The 23038-nt window shown below is 44.2% G+C and carries 23 protein-coding genes; 4 read left to right on the forward strand and 19 right to left on the reverse strand.

The window, feature by feature from the left end; genetic code table 11:
- Positions 1 to 164: 164 nt before the first annotated feature.
- Complete coding sequence (locus tag GKG43_RS09060; RefSeq protein WP_154266202.1) at positions 165 to 893, reverse strand: FoF1 ATP synthase subunit a; 729 nt, start codon at positions 891 to 893, stop codon at positions 165 to 167.
- 181 nt (positions 894 to 1074) lie between these two features.
- The gene (locus GKG43_RS09070; RefSeq protein ID WP_117440578.1) at positions 1075 to 1431 is read right to left on the reverse strand and encodes a hypothetical protein; all 357 of its coding nucleotides are present in this window, start codon (positions 1429 to 1431) and stop codon (positions 1075 to 1077) included.
- A 1014-nt stretch (positions 1432 to 2445) separates the two neighbouring features.
- Between GKG43_RS09070 and GKG43_RS09075 the strand changes: the two genes are divergently transcribed.
- A complete protein-coding gene (locus GKG43_RS09075; RefSeq protein ID WP_025653598.1) occupies positions 2446 to 3351 on the forward strand; it encodes a LysR family transcriptional regulator in 906 nt (301 codons plus the stop codon).
- 244 nt (positions 3352 to 3595) lie between these two features.
- Here GKG43_RS09075 and GKG43_RS09080 read toward each other — a convergent pair whose 3' ends face one another.
- The 4 genes from GKG43_RS09080 to GKG43_RS09095 all read right to left on the reverse strand — a co-directional run bounded on the left by GKG43_RS09080 (position 3596) and on the right by GKG43_RS09095 (position 7347).
- Entirely contained in the window at positions 3596 to 3961 is a 366-nt protein-coding gene (locus tag GKG43_RS09080; RefSeq protein ID WP_044925896.1) for a hypothetical protein, read from the reverse strand.
- Positions 3955 to 4527 carry a UbiX family flavin prenyltransferase gene (locus GKG43_RS09085; protein ID WP_117440576.1) on the reverse strand — a complete coding sequence of 191 codons (573 nt, stop codon included), beginning with the start codon at positions 4525 to 4527 and terminating at the stop codon, positions 3955 to 3957. The genes GKG43_RS09080 and GKG43_RS09085 overlap by 7 nt, the downstream gene beginning before the upstream one ends.
- Entirely contained in the window at positions 4524 to 5753 is a 1230-nt protein-coding gene (locus GKG43_RS09090) for a benzoate/H(+) symporter BenE family transporter (protein ID WP_025653600.1), read from the reverse strand. Before GKG43_RS09090 ends, GKG43_RS09085 begins: the two co-directional genes overlap by 4 nt.
- A 124-nt stretch (positions 5754 to 5877) precedes the next feature.
- Entirely contained in the window at positions 5878 to 7347 is a 1470-nt protein-coding gene (locus GKG43_RS09095; protein WP_055153995.1) for a UbiD family decarboxylase, read from the reverse strand.
- 443 nt (positions 7348 to 7790) lie between these two features.
- On the opposite strand from GKG43_RS09095, the gene GKG43_RS09100 reads away from it, so the two are divergent.
- On the forward strand, positions 7791 to 8705 hold the full coding sequence (locus tag GKG43_RS09100; RefSeq protein WP_025653602.1) for a LysR family transcriptional regulator: 915 nt from the start codon (positions 7791 to 7793) through the stop codon (positions 8703 to 8705).
- A 33-nt stretch (positions 8706 to 8738) separates the two neighbouring features.
- Positions 8739 to 10289 carry a CoA-transferase gene (locus tag GKG43_RS09105; RefSeq protein ID WP_025653603.1) on the forward strand — a complete coding sequence of 517 codons (1551 nt, stop codon included), beginning with the start codon at positions 8739 to 8741 and terminating at the stop codon, positions 10287 to 10289.
- Positions 10290 to 10291: 2 nt separating this feature from the next.
- Here GKG43_RS09105 and GKG43_RS09110 read toward each other — a convergent pair whose 3' ends face one another.
- From GKG43_RS09110 to GKG43_RS09130, 5 genes are all read right to left on the reverse strand, one after another.
- A complete protein-coding gene (locus GKG43_RS09110; protein ID WP_025653604.1) occupies positions 10292 to 10906 on the reverse strand; it encodes a TetR/AcrR family transcriptional regulator in 615 nt (204 codons plus the stop codon).
- 114 nt (positions 10907 to 11020) lie between these two features.
- Positions 11021 to 11485 carry a 2-keto-3-deoxygluconate permease gene (locus GKG43_RS09115; protein ID WP_129879028.1) on the reverse strand — a complete coding sequence of 155 codons (465 nt, stop codon included), beginning with the start codon at positions 11483 to 11485 and terminating at the stop codon, positions 11021 to 11023.
- Entirely contained in the window at positions 11461 to 12009 is a 549-nt protein-coding gene (locus tag GKG43_RS09120; RefSeq protein ID WP_173020093.1) for a 2-keto-3-deoxygluconate permease, read from the reverse strand. The genes GKG43_RS09115 and GKG43_RS09120 overlap by 25 nt, the downstream gene beginning before the upstream one ends.
- Before the next feature lie 97 nt (positions 12010 to 12106).
- Positions 12107 to 13159, reverse strand: a complete 1053-nt coding sequence (locus GKG43_RS09125) for an amidohydrolase family protein (RefSeq protein ID WP_240285560.1) — start codon at positions 13157 to 13159, stop codon at positions 12107 to 12109.
- A gap of 340 nt (positions 13160 to 13499) precedes the next feature.
- Positions 13500 to 13652 carry a hypothetical protein gene (locus tag GKG43_RS09130; RefSeq protein ID WP_153920760.1) on the reverse strand — a complete coding sequence of 51 codons (153 nt, stop codon included), beginning with the start codon at positions 13650 to 13652 and terminating at the stop codon, positions 13500 to 13502.
- Positions 13653 to 13839: 187 nt separating this feature from the next.
- On the opposite strand from GKG43_RS09130, the gene GKG43_RS09135 reads away from it, so the two are divergent.
- The gene (locus GKG43_RS09135; RefSeq protein WP_025653607.1) at positions 13840 to 14730 is read left to right on the forward strand and encodes an AraC family transcriptional regulator; all 891 of its coding nucleotides are present in this window, start codon (positions 13840 to 13842) and stop codon (positions 14728 to 14730) included.
- Positions 14731 to 14793: 63 nt separating this feature from the next.
- Here the strand turns inward: GKG43_RS09135 and GKG43_RS09140 are convergent, their stop codons facing one another.
- The 8 genes from GKG43_RS09140 to GKG43_RS09175 all read right to left on the reverse strand — a co-directional run bounded on the left by GKG43_RS09140 (position 14794) and on the right by GKG43_RS09175 (position 22848).
- Positions 14794 to 15927: a glycerol dehydrogenase gene (locus GKG43_RS09140; protein ID WP_055153997.1), complete on the reverse strand. Its 1134-nt coding sequence runs from the start codon at positions 15925 to 15927 to the stop codon at positions 14794 to 14796.
- Between the two features lie 35 nt (positions 15928 to 15962).
- Entirely contained in the window at positions 15963 to 16658 is a 696-nt protein-coding gene (locus tag GKG43_RS09145; protein ID WP_050638977.1) for a transaldolase family protein, read from the reverse strand.
- Positions 16659 to 16682: 24 nt separating this feature from the next.
- Entirely contained in the window at positions 16683 to 17504 is an 822-nt protein-coding gene (locus GKG43_RS09150; protein ID WP_081732957.1) for a PTS system mannose/fructose/sorbose family transporter subunit IID, read from the reverse strand.
- Positions 17485 to 18261: a PTS sugar transporter subunit IIC gene (locus GKG43_RS09155; protein ID WP_025653611.1), complete on the reverse strand. Its 777-nt coding sequence runs from the start codon at positions 18259 to 18261 to the stop codon at positions 17485 to 17487. The genes GKG43_RS09150 and GKG43_RS09155 overlap by 20 nt, the downstream gene beginning before the upstream one ends.
- A 17-nt stretch (positions 18262 to 18278) precedes the next feature.
- Positions 18279 to 18755 carry a PTS sugar transporter subunit IIB gene (locus GKG43_RS09160; protein ID WP_050638978.1) on the reverse strand — a complete coding sequence of 159 codons (477 nt, stop codon included), beginning with the start codon at positions 18753 to 18755 and terminating at the stop codon, positions 18279 to 18281.
- Complete coding sequence (locus tag GKG43_RS09165; protein WP_129879030.1) at positions 18748 to 19602, reverse strand: sugar phosphate isomerase/epimerase family protein; 855 nt, start codon at positions 19600 to 19602, stop codon at positions 18748 to 18750. Before GKG43_RS09165 ends, GKG43_RS09160 begins: the two co-directional genes overlap by 8 nt.
- A 4-nt stretch (positions 19603 to 19606) precedes the next feature.
- Complete coding sequence (locus GKG43_RS09170) at positions 19607 to 20026, reverse strand: hypothetical protein (RefSeq protein ID WP_050638980.1); 420 nt, start codon at positions 20024 to 20026, stop codon at positions 19607 to 19609.
- An 83-nt stretch (positions 20027 to 20109) separates the two neighbouring features.
- On the reverse strand, positions 20110 to 22848 hold the full coding sequence (locus tag GKG43_RS09175; protein ID WP_055153999.1) for a sigma 54-interacting transcriptional regulator: 2739 nt from the start codon (positions 22846 to 22848) through the stop codon (positions 20110 to 20112).
- Positions 22849 to 23038: the final 190 nt, after the last annotated feature.

Here is a 23038-nt window from a genome sequence, read left to right on the forward strand (position 1 = left end):
AGTGCTGCTAATCCCATACACATCCCGATTCCCAGTGCAACCATTCCCATATCTATTTCCTCCTGTAATCAATTCCTATTATTTTTTTCTTTCTCTGCTCCCTGCCCTTTTCTTCCGCAGGTGCCCTGTATGCCCTTCTATGCCGCACTCTGCAGCCGGGCCTGTTACTCGCTGTGTCCCACAGACATTATTTTGACTGCTGCACCGAGGTTTATCACGGTCAGCGTGGTAAATATGTACGTTTGGATTAACGGTTCCCCGATATCAAAGATCGCATTCAGCGGCAGTACTGTAACCGCACGCAGAAATGGCACCGTCGTGATCATGTTGCTCAAAAACGTCATCAGGTGCATCCACAGTTCGATGACAATATACCCGCCCAGAATATTTCCGAAAAGCCGGAGCCCCAGGGAGATCGGTAATGTACACTCCTCCAGGATCTTCAGCGGGAACATGAACGGATACGGGTCACACATTTCTTTGAGTTTCCCCTTTACTCCATGCACCCGGATGGAGTTACACAGGATCATCAGGAACGTCAGTCCTGACAGTGCAAACGCCACATTTAAGTCCGCCGTAATCGGGCGGATTCCGAACATCCCAAGGCAGCTCGCACAGAATACGAACCCAAGGATACTCCCCACATAGGGCGCATAGGACTTGTTCTCCTTCCCCATGTTGTTCTCCGTAAACTTATACACCCAGCCCACGATGAATTCCGCCAATATCTGTTTCCCTTTCGGCACCGTCTTCAGCCCGCTTCCGAGCCAGATCCCCAGCACCGCCAGTATCACGGCGATCACGAGTCCAAACAATGTACTCTCTGTGATAAACAGCTTTCCCTCTCCGAAGCCCAATATAATCCGGGCGCCGAGTTCTTCCACGTTTATCATTGTTTTTTTACTCCTCCTATTCCATATACGATGAAAATAGCCAGCGATAAGCCTAAGATTCCTGCTGCATACATCAGCACCGCCGNGGCGATCACGAGTCCAAACAATGTACTCTCTGTGATAAACAGCTTTCCCTCTCCGAAGCCCAATATAATCCGGGCGCCGAGTTCTTCCACGTTTATCATTGTTTTTTTACTCCTCCTATTCCATATACGATGAAAATAGCCAGCGATAAGCCTAAGATTCCTGCTGCATACATCAGCACTGCCGCCCTCCCGGCCCTCATGGACACGTACGCGGCTGCGATATAAAGCAGGTAACGGAAAAGAAATATCTGGACAACAAAAATATTCCTGACACCCAGCAGCCGGCCTACCGCCAATTTTAATAAGAAGTAATTAGCGAAGGCGGCTGCGGATCCCAGAAGCAGCCCAATCATGGCCTTGTATCCGGTTCCACATAGGATACCGATCATTCCGGCCACTATAATATAAAGAATATAGATAGCTGCTAACTTCCCGCTCTTATTGTCTTTCATTTTTCTCGTCCCTTTCTAAAGCCTATATGCAGTTATCTTTCAAATATAAGATTCCTCACCCTCTCCCATTTTATACTTTTTAGACGTCTATATTAATATGATCATATTCTAACATTTTCAATATGCAGTAAATAGTAAATTATGCTCACTTCATATCGAAGAAATTTGTTTAAAATTAGGACATCACGCCTTTTCGAGTGTGATATTCTTGTTAAAATGTAACAACGCTCGCAAAGTATAACTTCTTATTATATAGTAAACATTATATAATACTCTGCTTACTTCGGTCACCTTGTTGGTAATTTTATTTTAGTACATTTTATCTGATAGATCAATTCAATTTATAATAAAAATCATTCCATAATAGAATGATTGTTACTGTTCAGACCGTGCCATGCACCCCGCTGCACGACATCGGAGCCGATGATGTGATGGTCTCAGGGTAGGTGCCGTTACTGTGCAAGCCCACAGGGTGTGAACAGTAACGTATGATTTATAAGGAGTATTCCATACCACGCCCTATCTGATCCACAGGCAAAACAGCCCAATCCTCACTCACTGCTTAGGCAGGCATGTTTCATACTTCCAAGTTAAATATATGGCTTGATAGAAATAGGTCGGAGACTTTACTTTAAGTTCCGGCCTATTACATATTCTATAATAATCTATCCTGTATGAACCTGCCGGTTTATCTAAAAATAGGCACGGTTCAAGACCCTGCGCATATATAACGGCCCGTCCACATTTCATTGTGCATTTTGTTTAATAAACAGCAAGAGCTCTATTAATTATTATATATTTTTCCATGCATTCGGCGCAATTCTCATTTGTACATAGTATTATTCCATAATCGAATTGCATGCATAATGGCACTTTTATATAATACTTAATATATGAAGAACTTTCTACTGTCTGATTTTATTCTATTTGCTTAAGTATTATTTAGGAATATCACATCATATAATTTAGTATACACAGGAAACTTATCACGCATGAATCACGGAGGTACGGTCTATGACCCTTTCGCAGATAATGTATTTTTTAGCGGTTGTAAAATACAAAACCTTTACACAGGCAAGTGATGAACTGTACATATCTCAATCTTCTTTATCCAAACAAATTAAAGCACTAGAACTTGAACTTGGACATACTCTTTTTAACAGAGAAGCGAAAGAAAATACTTTAACTGCTGAAGGTGAGCGTTTTTTAGTCTATGCAAACAAGTTTTCCAAAGATTATGCCGCTATGATGTCCGACTTAAACCAAATGAATGGTGATTCCTACAAAAGCCCATTGGTTTTAGGTGTGCTGCCCATTATCAATGAGTATAATCTAAACGATGATATTGTTTTATTTCAAAAGTTAATTGCTTCTTCCAACAGCTATGTGAACCTGCTCGAAAGAGAGCAGGAAGAACTGGTAAATATGCTCCAGTTCAGACAGATCGATGCCGCTATCATCCGCATGGATTCACTGGATTTGTCCAAATATGAATATATTACATACATGGAGGAACCGTTGGTGATTATATATCCCGACCAGATGGAAGAACTGAATAAAGAATATGTCACGCTGGAGGAACTCGCCGATTATCCAATTATATGCTTTGACAAATCCTCCTCACTTCACAGAACCATTAAACATCTTTTCCACGAAAGAGGACTGTATCCAAAGTTCTCTTATATTTTTAAACATCATGAGCAGATTCTGTCCATGGTAAATGCAAATTTTGGCGTTGCTGTTATTCCCGGCAATTTAGTATCCACCTCAATGTTTCCCAATATCAGGGTTACACACTTTAAGAAGCCTGTCACATCAAAGATCTGTCTGGTGCGACCCAAAAATGTACCTATTACAGAGCCTTTGAATCTGCTCTTTCAGTATTTCGAGTCAACTTATCATGAGGCGAACAAAGAATAATGCCGTGGTTCTTATGATCACATTATAGCAGAGGATTTCTAGGATTTCCAACATTAAAATCTGCAAATTTGTATGAAATCCTGCACTTTCGGGAGATTTGTCTGGGAGTGTCGGGAAAACATACAGAATTAAAATATTTGATTGGAGCTTTTTCCCCATTTTTTATGATTCTCTATAACAGGGTGTGACCTGCATTACTTTCACACCCTTCCGCCTTTCTCTCCCGGTACTTAGCTAAAGATATCTATTCGCTTTCCTCCCCGAGCAGCCTCTGCAGTAGATCTCCGCACTTCTCAAGGACGATCTCGAGCTGCTCTGGCCTAAGCTTTTCCACATGGATTCCGCACGAACATACTACCGTACAATTTTGGGCCTTCGCCAACGCTTCCGAAAACAGCCGGGCGATGATATCATCTTTATGTCCTGCCCCAGTAAGTACTGAGGTAGTAACCCCGATGCCTTCACCTGTAAGGCTCGGCCTGGCAACCGTCATCACAACACTGCCTGCGTGCGGTGTGTCCCCGCCATATACAGCCAAAGTATAATCTTTGCCCATCCGTATGGCTTCACAAATAATAGAAAGGCCGTCAAATAATTCTTCTTTTAACACTCTTCTCCCGCCCCCATCCACGGCACGAATTTGTCATAGGTGATCCCGAACTGCATCAGCACTTTTCCAACAATATGGTTTATCTGATCCGCAATCGTCCCAGGCCGGTTATAAAATGTCAGCAGCGGCGGAACAATCACACACCCCATGTCTGCCGCCTCCTTTAGATTTCTGATATGGATCTTGCCCAATGGCATCTCTCTGGGAACAAGAACGACTTTGCGCCCCTCCTTCATACAGACATCAGCTGCGCGGAGAATCAGATTCTCCGCATATCCCGCCGCAATTCCGGCAAGCGTCTTCATACTGCACGGCATGATAATCATGCCGTCAGTCACAAAAGAGCCGCTGGATATACAGGCCGCCATATTATGCTCATCATGAATATGATCTGCTATTTTCACTAACTCTTCTATCGGAATGCTGCTCTCCAGTTCCCAGGTAATCCTTGCCGCCTCACTCAAAATTAAGTGCACTTCACAGTCTTCTATACTTTTCAACGCCTTTAACAGGTAGCAGCTCATCTCCACACCTGTGGCCCCGCATACTCCTACTGTTATTCTCATGCTGCCACCACTGCCTTTTTAAAGTCTTTACGGTCGCAAATCAATGAAACAAGCACGCCGAACACCAGCGCCCAGAATGCGCTTCCGATATTTAAAATGCTTACGCCGGACACACCAATGATCAGGGAAAAGAAGGCGCCGGTTTTGTACCGCCCGCTTTTAAAGCCATCCCGGAATGCACCGATCAGGACATTAATCATGGCAAGGCCTGCAACCGTATACACAAGGCTTAACGGAATCAGATTGATAAATGCCATGGCAAAAGAACTAAGTACGCCAAACACGATAAAGATTGCGCCATTGACAACCGACGCCGCATATCTGCCCTCCTTTGGACCGGATTCTTCCGAAGCACAGATTGCCGTCATGGGCCCTGCAATATTGGCATTATGTCCACCAAACAGACCTGTGCAGATTCCTCCGATACCACTTAAAATTGTCATACTGTTGGCTGGCACCTTATAGCCCTTTGCCTCCATAACGCCCATTGCCTGTGCCCCTTCCGCACCGATTACCAAAGCTGCAATCGGAACCGCACATGACAGGATCAGAGATGGCTCGAAGGAAGGTTTTACAATGTGGGGGGCAATATATGTGATTTCATTCATAGAGCCGCTGAATCCGCCAGTTACAACCACTGTAACAATACCGACAATCAATGCTGCCAGTACACCCGGAAACTTCTTAATAAAACATGGTACAATAAAAAATGCCAGCACTGCCAGACCGCATATTAACGTATCTGACTGTGTATATGTAACGATATTCACGCCAAACTTCAGCATACACCCTGCCACCATCGCCATTACGATTTCCATCGGCAATATTTTAATAATCTTCCCGACCAGGCCAGTCAGACCCAATATTAAAACGATGATACCAGCCAGAATGAACGCCCCTGCAGCCTGCGGGAACGTATATCCTGCAAGAGCCGTAGCCATCAATGTCGCCGCCGAAATTGCATAGGCGCCGCAGATCGGCATTTTATAATACAGCGACAAAAAACAGCCGATCAATCCGCCGAACACATAGATGCCAAACAGCCAGCTTGCCGTGTCCCTGGCAGAGAAGCCAACAGTAGTTGCTGCGCTGATAACAACCATTGCAGGTCCTGTACACCCGAAAATGGACGCAATCAGTCCGCTGCCAATTGTGCCCGCATTTAAACTTTTCGGCAAATCTTTAAGGCCCGCCCTTAGTCCAGGCCCTTCTTCTATAAATTTCATGATTACCCTCCTAAATAAGTATTGATTTCTTTCCTCTTTTTTCTGCGGAGTATACGGCAGGCTTTTATAACCTAAGCCTGCAATATTCCCCGCGGTCTCTTAAAATTTTTATCCCTTTATAATCTTAAAATCCATATTTTTTCCAGTTCTCAAGTACATGCTTCTGCAGTTCCTCTGGATATCCTCTGAAGGATGCTTCTACAGGCTGCTGCTCTTTCGGCCACTTGTGGAAAGGTGTCAGGCAGTTATAAATAACCCGGGTAGAAACGGATTTGCTCTTCTCATCCGCACTTAAATATGCAACAAGCGGGAAGATGTACTGATCCGGTATCACAATCCTTCTGTCCGGATGATGTCTGGTAGCTATTGCCCATACAAGCTGTTTCAGATCACTTGGATCAATGTCGTCATCCACAACCACGACCTTTGGCATATAGGACCCACCTTTTGATGCAAATACAGCCTTTCCGATCTCCAGAGCCAGCTGCTCATCGTCTTCTGTCTGTCGGTTTCTGTCTACGGAAACAACGAACCAGTGGGTTGCGGTCTCCATAGGAATGAAGCATTCCTTTATCGGGAATCCCTGTTTCTGCAGTACATTCTGAATGCTTGCCGCAATACTGATTCCCCAGTTGGTGTGATTTTCTTCAGTAGGAACGCCTGCCACACACAGCGGCATAATCGGATTATCCCGGTATGTCATAGCGGACGCCTTAAAGCACGGAACTGTCTTGCTGCGGCCTGACCATACATATCCGCCATACTCACCCATCGGGCCTTCCGGAACCATCTCATCCAGAGATGCAAAGCCTTCAATTATAATCTCAGAAGAAGCAGGTACAAGTAAATCATTTGTCTCACACTTGACCACATCAACAGCTTCACCATACCAGCCGCCGATCATTTCACCCTCATTCACTCCGGAAGGAAGCGGATATCCTGCGATCATAGCAATGGCAGGATCTACGCCCAGACAAAGTGCATATGGCATTTCCTTGCCAATCTTTTTCCACTCGGCATAAATCTTACCAAAATCCTGTGTCGGAATTACCACACCGGCAATGGTCTGCGGTCCGTCAAGCATTGCACGTGATATAGCCCAGTTAACCCATGAGCCATCTGGTGTCTGAGCAATGAAAATTCCATAAGTATTGATGTAACGCCCTCCGTCTCCATAATGAATGTGAGGCACCGGAAGCTTTGTCAGGTCAATCTCTTCGCCAAACAGCTTGTTTTGCTTACATGCGCCTGTTTCAACAAGACGCGGGGCAATGGGCTCTACATCCGGAAGTTGTGACCATTTTTCAACAAGTGCAGGGCCAGAAGTATCAGCAGGCAATCCAAGAGAAAGTGCCACACGTTTAAATGGATGTTCCTTATCAGGGCTCAACCCCACCGGCGCTCCCAGTACCTCAAATCCTGGTGTGCATTCCTTAATATTCTTAAAAAGAGGAGCCGGTGACGGCAGGTCATAGGCATATCTGGTAATAGCGCTCATTTCCATATTCCAGTCCACTTCCTGCTCTACTGTAACAATTTCCCCACACTCCCTCAGCTTTTCCACATATTCCCGGAAACTTTTAATTGGCTGCATAAAATTTGTCCTCCTTTAAAATTGAATTTGTTTGTTGATTAAATAGTATCATCCACACAGACAAATGAACACTTTACATATTTTATCGTTTCATAACCAAAATCAATAGTTCATAAATTTTATGGAAGCATAACTAAAATTTATACCTTTTTTACTGCAGCGTATCTGCAGTTCTGCCCGCAAAGCGCCAGTCTATGAGGAATTGCTGGGAATCTCCTATTCTGACCGCTGCTGCCGGGCCGTCCCCTGAACACTGATCTGGGAACGTTCCCCATCTGCACCGCAATGATCACTCTGGAAAAAACAGTTCTGGTATGCTATCCTAAATTCGTAAGAAATAGCAGCAGTATACGATTCTAAGTTCTTAAGAAACACACACCATGTACGATATTTAATTCGCAGGGAACAAAATCACCAGATACAAAGGACGAGGGGGAAATAGAATGAACAGCAACCAATTGTACCATTTTAAGACGATTGCGGAATGCGGCAACATCACCAAAGCGGCTGAAGTGCTCTACATCACACAGCCAGCCTTAAGCACATCCTTAAGGAAGCTGGAGGAAGAGGTTGCAAGACCGCTGTTCATACGAGAGGGCCGGAATCTCAGATTAACAGAGAATGGCAAGGTTCTGCTAAACTATGCCCAGATCGTCACAGACGCCATTGAGCGTGCGGAGGAATACTTTAGTGTACACGAGGATTCCCAATCGGTGAACCTGTACCGCATAGGCGGTGTGGCGGGAAACCTGCTGACCGAAGAATGTTTTACCATGGAAGGTTTCCGTCTGAACTGTCTGCTTGTCTCCAACCAGGATCTCGTCAGAATTGCTTCGTCCGGTGTTGCAGATATTATAATCGCAGATGACAGGTACTTAAAAAATGCCGCACATAAGTATTCAGAAAAAGAACTGCTTTATCACCAGCACCTAATTCTTTCCGTATTGAAAGATGATCCGCTGGTAAGATTAAACGAGGTAAATGTAAAGGATCTGAACGGACTGTCGATGCTAGGACATGTGAATCCGCTGGGATTTGCAGCCTGGATAGATGAGATAAAGCGCGATAACCGCTGTGACTTTGTGAATGAAATTGCACTGGACAATATGACATATTTTGCAGAAAGGGATAAACTTCCCTGGCCTGTTTTTATAAGTTCTTTTGGAATCGGAACCGAAAGAGGCAAGGATTATTTTTCAAAAAGAAAGAGTATTAAAGTAACCGGCAGATATACAGAGCGGGATATTTTCATCTGGTATAACAAAAAAAGCCTGAAACGGCTGAAGCCGCTCATAGAAAAAATTAAGTCTAATGCTCAAAAAACGCTGGAACTGGATAACGCCTCAGGTTATTTATAGATTCAACCGGTAAATGGAATGCGGGGATAAGAGATGAGTATAAGAATCATGACTGCAAAAGAGGCTGTAAAGCTGGTGGAGTCTAATCGGACATTATGTACGGAAGGGTTTGTAGGCGCTGCCCTTGCGGAAGAGCTGCTTCTGGAACTGCAGAATCGTTACAGAGAAACGGGAAGCCCACGGGATCTGACTCTGATTTATGCCGCAGGTCAGGGAGACGGCGATGAGCGGGGGCTCAATCATCTAGGGGAAGAAGGGCTGCTCTCCAGAACCATCGGCGGTCACTGGAACCTGTCGGGCAGATTGCAGAAACTGGCTCTGGAAAATAAGATGGAGGCCTATAACCTGCCCCAGGGCGTCATATCCCAAATGTACAGGGATATTGCAGCGGGCAGGCCCACCATTTCCCATGTAGGTCTTGATACCTTTGTGGATCCAAGGCTGGACGGAGGAAAACTGAATACAGTCACCACAAAAGAAATGGTGAGCCTGATAGAAATTAACGGAAACGAATACTTAAACTATGACCAGCTTCCCCTGGACTACGCCTTTATCCGGGGAACCTTTGCAGATGAGCGCGGAAATATTTCTATGGAAAAAGAATGTACTAATCTGGGTGTTCTTGCAATTGCAGAAGCGGTGAAAAACTGCAGCGGAATGGTTATCGTCCAAGTGGAAAATGTAGTCAAAGCAGGGACACTGGATCCCCGTTATGTGAGAATTCCCGGCGCATTGGTCGATGTAGTGGTTCCGGTATCTGACAGGAAATACCATATGCAGACCTTTGGGACACAGTTTGATCCGGCTTTATCAGAAACTTCTGCGCTGTCCAGGAGATCCAAGCCGCTTAAAATGGACATCCGCAAACTGATCGGACGGCGGTGCGTCCTGGAGCTGACGGATGGAACCATTGTGAACCTGGGCATCGGCCTGTCGGAGATTGTAGCCGCGGTCGCTTATGAAGAAAGGATTGGAGAGACTGTGACTTTCACAATTGAGGGCGGGGTGACCGGCGGCATGGTCTTATCCGGCATGGACTTCGGCGCTGCGGCGGCCCCGGAATGTATAATGGATCAGGCATCTATGTTTGATTTCTATGACGGCGGCGGGCTGGATGAAGCGTTTTTGGGGCTGGCCCAATGTGACAGACTGGGAAATATTAATGTCAGTAGATTTGGTTCCAGAATTGCGGGCTGCGGCGGCTTTATCGATATCAGCCAGAACGCGAAAAAAGTGGTGTTCTGCGGTACCTTTACAGCAAAAAATCTGGAGGTAAAGGCAGTAGACGGAAAGCTTGTTATAGTCAGGGAAGGCGAGATTAACAAATTTGTAAATGAACTAGTGCAGGTCACTTTCAGCAGTGGGCGGGCGCGCAGATCAGGGCAGGAGATTCTCTATATCACGGAGCGTGCCGTGTTTGAGATGACAGCAGACGGAATTATACTTACTGAAATCGCTCCCGGAATAGACTTACAAAAGGATGTGCTTGACCACATGGAATTCCAATGTGCCGTCAGCAAGGACTTAAAATGGATGGATGCGCGTATTTTCCGGGAAGGAAAAATGGGGCTTGCGCCCCATTAATCTCATTTAGGAAGTTCGATAATCTTATCCAGTTCCAGTCCATGGAACACTCCTTGAAATGTAAGATGTGTCAACAGCTCTGCAAGATAAGAGGGGCTATACTTCATACCGTCTTCCAGCCATTTGCCTGTGATTCCGATATGGGCTGAAATAATGTACTGGATAAGGTATTCTTTAGGAATGGACAGACTATCGTCGCTGAACCTGCTCAGGATCTCAGTATAGGTAATCCGGGCGCTTTCCTCCATCTTCTGGCGGAAGGAAGAAAGACCGTTACTTCCAAGCATTACCCTAAAAAAGTCTGCGTTTTTTGCAATATATTCAAAGTGCTTTACATAGTATTTACAGCTTTTTTGGGAATTTAAGCCGGACTCCCTGGCATAGGAATCCGGCTTTGTTTCTTTCCGTAGCTGATAAAACATCTCCTCCACTATCGTGTCTAAAAAATCCTGTTTATCTTCAAATTGCGAATAAAATGTACTTCTGGCAACCTGTGCCTCTTCTACCAGGTCATGGACGGTAATCTCATCTATTGTTTTCTGGTTCATCAGATGAATTAGAGCCTCAACCAGATACTGGCGGCTGCGTCTTTTTCTGCGGTCTCCACACTCTTTCATTGATACCCCTCCTTGGCAGATTGATTTATATATATTATAAATCCAGTCAAGCCGTTTGTAAATGGGGTGCGTTTGTCACTGTTTACAGTCTCACCCGTAAACAGTGACGCGCGCTTAGGAAATTGAGGGTGCGTTCTTTACCGCACGGTGGGATTTTGCACCGGATGAGGCAGTGCCAAATCTGCCGGCGGCAAATCTGGTCAAGAAGGGTGTAATAACCGTAGTAAGTATCATAACCAGCGCAATCTGCGCGGTTGCCGTCTGCAGATAAGGCGCATGTTCGGGAACTGCCTGAGCGATCTGCGCAGGAGCACCGATTGCAAGCCCTGCTACGCAGCAGGTTGCTATAGAACCATACCCCGGACGGCGTAAAATCCACCGGTCTGTGAAAAATGACGGAATTACGCTTATGATGTAAAATATAAGAGTCAGAACCAGCCCCTGCAGGCCCGACCGGAATGCGGTTACAAGGTCTACAGATATTCCAAAGCAGAAGCCTAAAAATGGAAGCATAATCATGGATCCGGGCGCCATAAGTTTTCGGATATCTGCATCTAAATTCCCAAGCAGAATTCCCAGGAGAAACGGTACAAAAGTGCTATGAGCGCCATATAATCAAAGGCTGCACCGCTGGCTGCTCCCAGAATCAGCAGGGGAATGGTGGGCATACAGGCCACATTCCAGAGTCCGAAGGCCGCATGATCAATTTCATCTCCATAAATTTTCGTGAGTGCAAGAAATACTCCGGGATTATTACTGGAAAGCACGGATACAAAGGCCATGGTTGATATGCCAAAAAATCCTTTAGCCCCAAAGTTGTGCATCAGCAGCATGCCCACGGCAAACGCAGCCGCCAGCTTTATAACCAGCAGAGTGCCATGGCGCTTTAAAACCGCTCCGACCTGCCGGACGGGTAGCTGGCTCCCTATGATAAAGAGCAGCAGCCCGGCAAGACACATGGTCCCGGCTGATGAGAAAAGCGCCGTGGTTGGTCCCCCGATTTCAACGATTCCCGGGGCCCATGTATGTATGACCGCTGCGATCAGCAGGGGACCGACCATGAGTCCCCCAGGAAACTTTTCCACCGTTTTTAAGATCTTCAAGATATCCCTCCTATCTTGAATTTTACACATCCAGCCTCTGCCTCAGTTAGCCGGCTTTTTCTGCCGGATAACTGATTACAGGCGGACGGCACAACGATCAGATATCTAATTTAAGAAGTTCAGCGGCATTTGTCCTTCCAATCCGAATCCTGTCTGCATAGCTGAGCGGTACGTTGTCAAACCAGGTGGCAGCCTCATCAAGACTCTCATACGGAGTATCTGAGGAGAACATAACATGCGTGTTGTCGCATTCCATCAGGGTATCAATAAATGCTCGTGTGTGGAAATGGCCGCTTGTTGTCATATAAACGTTCTTTTCCATGTATTCGGTTAACGGCTTTTTATGGGCGCCGCAGGCTTTCTGATTATTCAGGCGGTGCTGGAGACGCGGAAGCCCGAATGGAAGTCCCTCACCCAGATGTCCCAGAATCAGTTTTGCCGTTGGAAGCTCATCAAAGATACCGCTGCATAACAAGCGGATCGCGTGGAGGGCCGTCTCGGCGCCGAATCCCCATGCTGAGCCTAACAGTCCCTCATAGCCCTGGTATGCCCGCTGCTGGTTCGGTACCGGATCACGGGGATGCAGATAGAGCGGAACATCCAGTTCCACAAGTTTCTTCCAGAAAACAAAATTCTGTTTTTCATCCAGATATTCTACGTTATTCTTGTCATTCTTCATAGTATAGCCGTTAATCAGTGCCCCCACGAATCCCAGTTCTTTAACACAGAATTCCAGCTCTTTGCAGGCAGCTTCGGGATCCTGCATTGCTACTGCTGCAAAAGCGTTAAAACGTTTGGGATATTTCTGTATGTAATTTTCATAAATCCAGATATTCATCTCATGGGCGCGTTTTACCGCTTCTTTTGTATCCAGGACTTCCTGGATACCTGGCTGTGTCAGGGACATGATAAACATTTCAACTCCGTTACGGTCCATATCCGCAATGCGGATATCTGCAGAGTGTAATCTTGCCTTAACGGCCTCGAAATAATCCTCTTTATTTCTGGCGGTCTCATTTTGCGGATCGCCTGTGGCTTCCCACTGAGGGGACTCGTAGTGTTCTTCCAGAGCAATCTTGCCATGCATGATTTCCTGCCCGTAAGGAGCAACATAGTCTTTTATATATTCTTTTCTGAATTCAAAACTCATATTAAATACCTCCTGAAAGTTTTTTGGGAAATCTTTTGCGCGCCAGATTTCTGTTGTTTATGGGTATATTATAGCAATGGATTTTTTGAATTGCCAGCCTCAGAAACCTCGTTTTTGTAGGGATTCCTCCATTTTCAGAAGGAATGTTCGGGAAGATTGTGATAACAAACATTTTTGATGAAATTGTCCGATGCATGGGTGCTCTGCCGTATGTAATTAAAGCAAAAAAGGCCTTACACCACGTAGTTCATAAAAAACGCTGTAAGGCCCTGGAAATATTCCTGTCCAAAATTTACTTTTTCTCTTAATCGTCCCTGTATTCTTCCACAATTAACCTCTTCTAAGCCTTCTTCGGAAGGAAAATTCTCTGTTTAAAATCTTCCTCATATATTCTCACAGCCTCTTCTTCCGTCAGTTGAGGCAGCTGTTCGCAAAACTCATTTCCGCTGTTCTGCTCAATATACCTCAGCATTTCAAATATTGTATTCTGCATATCAGTACCTCCTCTCACATTCAGGTCCGGCTTTGCTCTGCTTCTATTATAATTTTACCGCACATAACGCATAAAATATATTTCCTTAACGACTGTTTTATGGTAAAATATCGCCATAATGAAAGATGCACTCTTAAACCCGTCACTGTAAAGCGGCTGCCGGGATTAAACCATAAGGAGAAACCGGATGTTTCCTGAAGACTTAATGTTCGCTTCGAATAAACAAGAAAAGATATTTGAAATGAGGCCAGAATACCCTTTTATTATCAGACATGTCTATCCGCAGCGCGGAAAATCCATGATCGCTCCGTGGCACTGGCACGAGGAACTGGAGTTGATTTATGTCCAAAAGGGAGCCGTGACTTATCATACTCCGCAGGTGAGTCTGCGGATCGAAGAAAAAAACGGCCTTTTCACAAACAGCAACGTATTGCACCAGGTTCTTTCCTCTGAACCCGATTCAGAAATCTTTTATAAAGTATTTATGTTTCGTAAAAATTTTCTTGCAGAAGAAGGAAGTTATCTCGATAAAAAGTATGTCAGCCCTCTGCTCCAGGCGAATGCCGCATCTTCCCTTTTGTTGTCCCAGTCTGATCCTGCCCGGAAAAAGATTCTGGAACAGCTGCTCGAGCTATCCGAATTGAATCAGATCAGGCCCTTTGGATATGATATGAAATCCAGAAATCTCATGTCCGACATCTGGCTGCACATAGCGGAGATTAGTAATATACCGCCCGATCCGGTTCCTGCATCCTCCTCACTCCGGGAAAACCGGCTAAAAAAAATGCTCCTGTATATACAGGAGCATTACATGCACGATCTTACATTAAAAGACATCGCTAATGCGGCGAACATTAGTGAGCGTGAGGCACTGCGCTGTTTTCAAGAAGGCCTCCATACATCCCCGTTTGTTTACTTGGGAGAATACAGAGTTCAAACAGCATGCGGCCTGCTGCGCAATACCTCAGACAATATAACAGATATTGCGCTCAGATGTGGCTTTGCTTCCAGCAGTTATTTTGGGAAAGTCTTCCGGAGACATATGGGCTGTACGCCTTATGAATACCGGAATCGTTAACCGCAGTGAGTTTTTAAAATACTGCATGCCAGGCAGACCTGCTGCTTTTTGCTCTCTTCAATTTCATTTTACGGCGTGCTTCTTTTTATAATCGCACCCAAATGCATCCGCAATCTTCATTATTTGAACAATATCCTCTTTTTGGCATGTCCTGCTGCATGCCTGCCATGAGTCTGCTTCCAGAGACTCTTCTGCAATCTGCTGTAAATTTTCTTCCGTAAGTTCAATTGACATATCCTCAAAGCAGACTGGTATTCCAATCATAATGCAAAAGTTAAGAACTTCTTCCAGCGTTTTAGTGTCATAATGCTCGGCAGCCAACTGGCATATTACACCGAATCCTACACGTTCTCCATGCATCAGGTTTTCTCCCTCCGGAAGCACGGTGATGGCATTTCCTATCGCGTGGGCAATCGAACATCCTACATTCTCAAATCCCAGCCCGCTCATTAGAATATTACATTCGATGATATTTTCCAAGGCGGGAACGCACAAATGTCTTTCACATGCCAGTTTAGCCGCATATCCATCCTGAATCAGTGTTTCATAGCAGCATTTTGCAATGGCCCGGCCGCTTACTGTTGAAACAAACGGCTTTTTATCACACCATACATAATTTTCATGTCCGCTCTGTATATTTGACAAACCTTCAAAATAGGTTGACAGCGCATCGCCCATTCCCGCAGTCAGGAACCTTGCCGGAGCCTGTGCAATTATCCTGCTGTCTGCAAGCACCAGATCTGGATTCCTTTTATGAAGCATTATCTCATTCATTTTACCGTCTTCACTGTAAAGAATCGACATCGCACTGGTTGGCGCATCTGTGGATGCAATTGTCGGGCAGATCAGAAGCGCACAGTCCATCCGGGCCGCGGTCACCTTTGCAGCATCGATGGATTTACCGCCTCCGATTGCAATCACTGTATCAATTTCAGTTCCCACTGCCTGTTTCTGAAATTCTGAAATTTTGCGGTGTGTTATCTCTCCTTCATACGCCCCGCAGCTGAACGTACTTTTACTGTTCCGGTACAAAGCTTTCAGTTTTTCTTTCCACTCATCATAAAAAAATACATCAATAATATAAAAGTGTGCTTGTCCAAATTCACTCGCGTAACTTTCAATCTCTTCCAAAAGGCCGGGGCCCTGTATGTAATGTCCTACGGACCCCCATGCCCGGTAATTTGTATTTCTTCTCATTCTTTTTTTATCCTGCCATTTCTACCGGCCGCGTCCTATTTCTCCATATTTGCTACCCGGATTCCTTTTCCAAATAACCCTTCCCAGTCTTCTTTAAAAGTATCAAGCGTCTTTTGTGTCATAGGATGAACCGCCATTGTATCCAGCATTTCCAGAGTAACCGTAACATTATCTGCACCGGCCAAAGCTGCTTTTTCCAAATAAACTGCACTTTTCAGAGATGCAGCCGACACCTTGCATTCCAGTCCCTCCAGCACAAAGGCATCTTTTATTTTTTTCACGACTCCGATTCCATCTCCTCCGGCATTGTCAATACGGCTGACATATACTGCGACGCAGTAAGCGCCCGCTTCTGCCGCAAGCATTGCCTGGTTAAAATCATAAATAGCAGTACAGGAACATAAGATCCCCTCTTCTTTTAACAGGCGGATCGCCTTATACCCCTGCGGGCATGCCGGAATCTTTATGAACGTATTTCCCTTGATTTCTTCCCGGATTCTATGCGCATCCTCTATCATTTCCTCCGCCGTATCCCCCATCGCTTCGAGATAAAAGGGATACTCCTCTCCGATGACTTCGCGTATCATTCTGGCATTTTCCAGAAATGTTCTCCCCGTCCCTTTCAGGCAGCGGACAGCAATACTCGGATTCATACTGAAACACCGGACCGGGTATAGATCCACCACCTTTTTTACCATTTCCAAATCACCCGTATCTAAACAATATTCCATGTCTTGTCTCCCTCCACTATTATGTTATCCTAAAATTTTTAGAGCGCCCAATATAACTGCCAATATCATAATTCCAATCACCTGCACTAAAACATTCACATGTTTTCTATTCAGCTTGTACAAGCCAAGCGTGACGGCAAGCGGGAGCAAACTCGGGAAAATACTGTCCAATGTCTCCTGCAGCGAAAAATTTGTATCGCTGATATTAAATGCAATGGGAGTTGTCACCGCCACTGTGGAAGCCACCATGGCTCCAATCACCATCAACCCTACAATGGACATTGACAGGGTCAGCTTATTCATTAAATCGGATTCTGACAATTTGCTGATAATCTTATTTCCAAGACCATACCCGAACTTTATACCAAAATAACGCAATGCAATTGTCGGAATGTTATAGATAAGCAGGAACAAAATCGGTCCCAGAATACTCCCGCTCATACATAGCCCTGCCGCAATTCCTGTTGCAATAATACGCAGAGTCCCGGCGATCAGGGAGTCTCCGATACCTGCCAGCGGCCCCATTAAAGATACTTTCATCGCGCTGATAGAAGAGGTATCAAAATTTTCGTTATTTGCATTCTCTTCTTCCATGGCGGCAGTGATACCAAAGATAAAAGGCTGCATTGTGGTCTGGCAATTATAAAATTCCATATGCCTCTCATATGCCGCAATCCTGTCCTCTTCCTTGTCATACAGTTTATTGATTACAGGAATCATGGCATACTCAAATGCCATGTGCTGCTGCCTTTCATAATGCCATGCGTGAGAAGTGGTAAATGTTCGAAAGAACCCCTTTTTCAGTTCTTTCTTTGTCAATGTTTTTCTAGAATTCGTTGTCATCATCTATCCCTCCTTGTACTGCTGATTTCTGAGCCGGCATAAAATCTTTTGCAATCAGTAAAATACCTACTATTACAACTGAAAAGCATACAATACCTACCGTAGACACACCCAAATATGCGCTTAATAAAAATCCAAACAGGAAGAATACCGCAACCTTTCTGGACATGATCATGCTGATCAGCTGTGCAAAACCAAGTGCAGGAAGAATTCCTGCTGCAATGGTAATTCCAGATGTCAGCCAGCCCGGAATCGCAGATACTACTGCCTGTACAGCATCCCCTCCGAACAAAAATGCAACAAACGCAATCACTGCAAATGTAAGATCAAAGAGGAAACCATTGGACAGGAAAATTGCTTCTATTTTCTTATACTTTCCCTCTTCTGCAAACCGGTCTGCCGCCCTTGCCATTATCGGTGTAATGACTCCGTAAAACAGATTGACAACAAATGCGGATAAAATTGCTGCCGGCATGGCAATCGTAATTGCAGTCTCCATTCCATTCCCTGTTGTAATTGCAAAAGCAGTACCCAGTACAGAACCAACGATCATATCCGGAGGAATGGAAGCCCCAATGGCATACATTCCCATAAATACCAGTTCCAACTGGAAGCCGATCATGACGCCGGTCTTGACATCTCCCAGGATAATTCCAACCAGCGCCCCCAGTACCAGAGGCCTGCCAAGCATCGCGGTCCCCACAAAATAATCCGCTTTTCCGATAAATACTACAAGACCAACCAAAAGTGCCTGTAACATTTGTTTTTCCCTCCTTATTAGCCCAACATTTCTTTTGTAACCATTTTCTTCTTATCTTCCGGCACCTGCCGGATTTCAAGCTCGACCGAATCATCCAGCATTTCTCTCAGCAGCGTGCATTCTTCTTTTGTCACATAAAAGGCAACATCTAATTTTTTCGAATCTTCCTTGATTTTACTGCCGCCTAAATTGACTGATTTCACGGCCTCACATTGTTTTGCCAGGCAGTGTGCATCCCGCACGCTCTCTACAACAACCAGCAGTTTATACTTATCTGTTACTCCACTGTTAATCGCTTTAATAGAATCTTCCACACTTTTAATGACAAGCTTTATTCCTGACGGCTTTGCAAGCCGCATTGTTGCCATCCGCATTTCATCCTTAGCGGCTGCGTCTGACACAATTAATATCGCATCTGCGTCCAGCGAACGGCACCAGACGTAGGCTACCTGTCCATGCAGCAGACGATGGTCCACCCTGCATAATTTAATCATCTGCATAACCTCCCATTCTTTCTGTACACTCTTCAAACTTTTTCAGCGTCTGATCATCCCATTTTTCCGGCTCTTTAAAACTCCTGGAATCCACATATTCCATTGAAAAGCCTCCCTTGTATTTATTTTTATCAAAGCTCTTCAGAACCGACCTCATATCTCTTTGCCCCAGTCCCCATGGCATATGTCCGGTCGGGTTTCCATCTGTAAAATGACAATGAATGATGTCCTTTCCAAACAGATCAAACCACTCCTGCACGGATTCTCCCACAGCTCCCAATGCTCCAAGATCAATGGTCAGCTTCAGATTGTTTCGATTTACCGCTTCCTTCAGTACCTGAATCTTCTCCCTTGTATTAGCAATTTCCGAAGACTTATTCCAGATACTTTCCAACGCCAGTTCTATCCCCAGATCCGCAGCGTAATCACACAGCCGCCGCAGCATTTTTACAGATCTGGCCCTTGCTGTTTCTGCCTCTTCGTCATGATAATTCCACCCAGGCGTCACCAGCACTTTTCTGCAGCCGATTTCACCGGCCAGACTGATGACCTTTTTAAAATACATTTCCGTATTATGAACCAAAAGCTCTGATCTGGCTGCGATATTGTTTGGTTTTGGATTATTCTGCTCCGGACAGAGACAGGCAATTTTTACGCCATACTTTTCCATTAGTTTTTTCAGCTTATCAGAACTCTCACTCCAATAACTGTTTATGTAAAAATGTTGGGGGCACAACCATAATTCTGCATTCACAAACTGCATATTCTGGCATTTTTCAAAAAAATACTCCAAATCATAATACCGGTAATGAATATTCATGGCGTATAGTTGTTCCCTGTATATCACTCCTTTAAAATTCCTCCTTTTCCTTAGACATATCCTCCACCATTGGATTGCAGAAACAGGTCATTTCCTTTCCGCCTTCCACGGCCTCTTCTATTTTACTTTGGATATCATCCGTTTCTTTGATCATCGTCAGCTGTACAATCATTGGCAGGTTCATGCCGGATACAAGCCAAAAGTTTTGTTTCCGAATACGGGCAAGAAATTCATTATTTACACTCCCCCCAAAAATATCCGTCGCTACGATGATTTCATCCGTATCAGCAAATCTGCTGAATAATTCATCTATCTGACTCTCCAAAGTTACTTTATCTTCTAAATATGCACAGATTGTATATATCTCTGCCGTTTTACCGGCAATAAACTGCGCACTATTTTTCATCCCTTCAGCAAGTCTGCCGTGGGATGCCAGCACCAATCTAAGCATGTGAGCTCCTTTCCTTTATATTCAACATCTCTGGGGACAGGAACTTCATGAATCCGGCCTTTTCCTGCCTTATAGAGTTGTTATCAAAAATTATTGTCGTTTTCTTCCACTTCCACATCATTTTTTATATATTCAAACAGATACGCAATTTCACTGTCCGGCAGTTTCACATTATACTGTTCCAGAAGTGTCCGAAAACTTTCATTTACAATCCGGATGAACTCTTGTTGTTCTCCCTTAAATTTTTCAATTTCTTTGTATTTTTCTATCGGTGTCTTTGTCACAAGCCGTTCAATCAAAAAGCAGATATGCATATTGATCCCCACAACTGTCTTGCTCAGAAACTTTCGTTTCAGCATGTGCTGCAGCAGCATAGTGGCATCACTGACATAATCCAGTAACTTCTGGGCATTTAAGATTGTTAGATTTTCCATTACGGACTGCAGCGAAAAGTTTTTTAAAAGCGCCTGGTCAAACTTTTCAATCTCCTCCTGATTCAGATAGTCTGAAAGTACATGATCCACAATATGGATCTTTTTGAAGTTAATGATTTCCTCCAAAGAAACTGAATTGACCTCTTCTATCTTTAGGCTGAGTGTTTTTACAAGCAGCACTACTTCGTATTTTTCGAAAAGCAGGTCACTGCTTCCATTTTGCTCCAATTTGTCAAAATCATATGCTATCATTTCCAAAGGAATAGACTTGGGCAGGCTTCCGCGAAACATTCGAGTTAACTTTTCCGCAATATTCTTTCCTACTTCACTTGTGAAAACAATCGCCTTCTCCTTTTTTTCTCTGGAGATAATATTAAAGCGGCATTGATTTTCCCGGCAGGCTGTCTCCAGTATATCCTGCATATTGTCCCCTGCCAGAATCATATTTCCGATATTCAGGGCCAGGATCGTGGACACATTATTAATGACTCCTAAATTCACCGTTCTGTCTATCATATCGCCCAGCCCTTCGAGAGAGCCGGTATCTACCATCAGGATAATATTTTTAAAATATTTATTTTCATTAATAAATACGGATAATTTCTGAATCACTTCATCAATGGAGCTCTCCATCGGCATATCAATCGCCTCAAAAAGCTGCGCCTGGAGTGTTGTGTTCACCACATCGGCAATGGAACTTGCTGTGGTATACCCGTGACAGAGCACAATCCCTGTGGTATCCATGAGTTTTAATTTGTTATTGTACGAGTGAATATTAATCATAATAAATACCCGGTTCATGGGAGAGAGCACCATGTTAATATTTGATAAAATCTGCTTTTCAAGCAAATCAGCCAAATAATGGAGATCCGGCATATTTTCTACCAGAAATTGATACATCTTCTGAATTCTTTCCTGGTTCTCCCTCTCCCAGATTTTGATCTTTGAATTGTGATTCTGCTGGGCAATCAGCATTCTGGCAATCACATACGAACAATTGGCCGGAAAATTGATATGATATGTTCCTCTGATATTTGCAATCATACCTGCCACAATATTTTCCAACGGATGCAGCCGGGTATCCAGAAAGGACTCCTGAAAAATCAAAATATCGTAATAGTGTTTCAGCGTCCTTTTGCTTCGTTCTAAAAATTCTGAAAAAGAACCTTCCACTTCTATTGTCTCTTTATAATTGTCCGCAAGATTCTGCCACATTTCCAAAATCTTGTCCCCCGAAGAGTCTGCCTGAATCATATCCAGCCGGACCATAGCGGAATCTTTCTCATCCGGGCTTAATATTTCCAGCATACCGGCAGGAAGATGATACTGGTAGATGCTCATTTCCTGGGGTGAATTGCACTGTGCATATGCATTTGCCGAGATCATTTTGATACATTTTTTAAGTTCCGTAATATTATTTTCAAACCGGTAGTTGACAAGCTTGAAAATCAGCTTTTCAGAAATATAAATCATGCGGTTCAACCGGTCCTGCTCTTCCCTGAATGCGCGGACTATAAATTCTTTCCTCTCGTCCTCATTCCTTTCAATCCATGAGGGCACTTCACAAACCACGGGGATATTCACCAGGAGACCGGGCGACATCCGTCTGCCTGATTTGATGTCCATACTTAAAATCATCCGGACACCAACTCTCTTTGCACTCTTTTTTTCTCCGTCTCTGTTCTTCCCCCCTGTCGTAATATAATCCGCAAGCCTTTCCTGAAGCCGCTCATCCAGCTCCGGGATGTTTTCCAAGTACAAAATCCCTCCGTCCAGCTTCTCCAGCAGTCCGGCCTTAAGGCCGCCTTCCGTGTCTTCACTTCCAAAAAGTAATTCTTCATAATAAAGTGCATTTTCCCTGGAACTGAATTTGATTCTTTGAAAGTTTTGAGGATTTTTTAAAATCTTATGGTTGACGCAGTACTCCTGGATTAACTTCATCAGAAATGTTTTTCCGCTCCCCATTTCCCCTTTCAGAAGAATCGGAAGCCCGCCCGGATACAGCAGCGCAGACTTTATTTGTGCAATACAGTAACTAAGGCTCCCTTCGTTTCCAATTGCCTTGTCAAAATCACTTTCCTTTGAGACAAATTTTTCAATTTCTTTTGTAAGTTCTAAAATACTTAGATATTCATTTTTTTCAATCTGCATGTGGTACTTTTGTTCCAATACCAGACGGTTGAGATAATATACCGGTCTGGAATTCACTTTGATAACGGTTCCTTCCTTTACCATTTCATTCAAGTATAAGGAAACAAGAGACCTCGACATATGCAGTTGATTGCAGATATCTACCGTTGTATAGGATGATACATATTTCATATCAAATTTCTTTGTCTGTTTCTCAAGATATTCATAAACTTGTTCTTTTGAACTTACATGTACCATATTTATCACCTCCTTTACTTTCCTTATGGCACAATCATACTTCAAAACCTTTTTCACTTCTTTTCTTTTAAAAAATTATAACACTAAATACGAAACTTTTTCTGTTTTCGACACTCCCCAGGATAAAAAAAATTAGTGTGAAATGATTCTTAACACTAGCTAAATGCCTGGCGCGTATCTCAAAGAAAAT

The sequence above is a fragment of the Eubacterium sp. BIOML-A2 genome (genome assembly GCF_009680135.1).
Taxonomy (GTDB): Bacteria; Bacillota; Clostridia; order Lachnospirales; family Lachnospiraceae; genus Faecalicatena; species Faecalicatena contortus_B.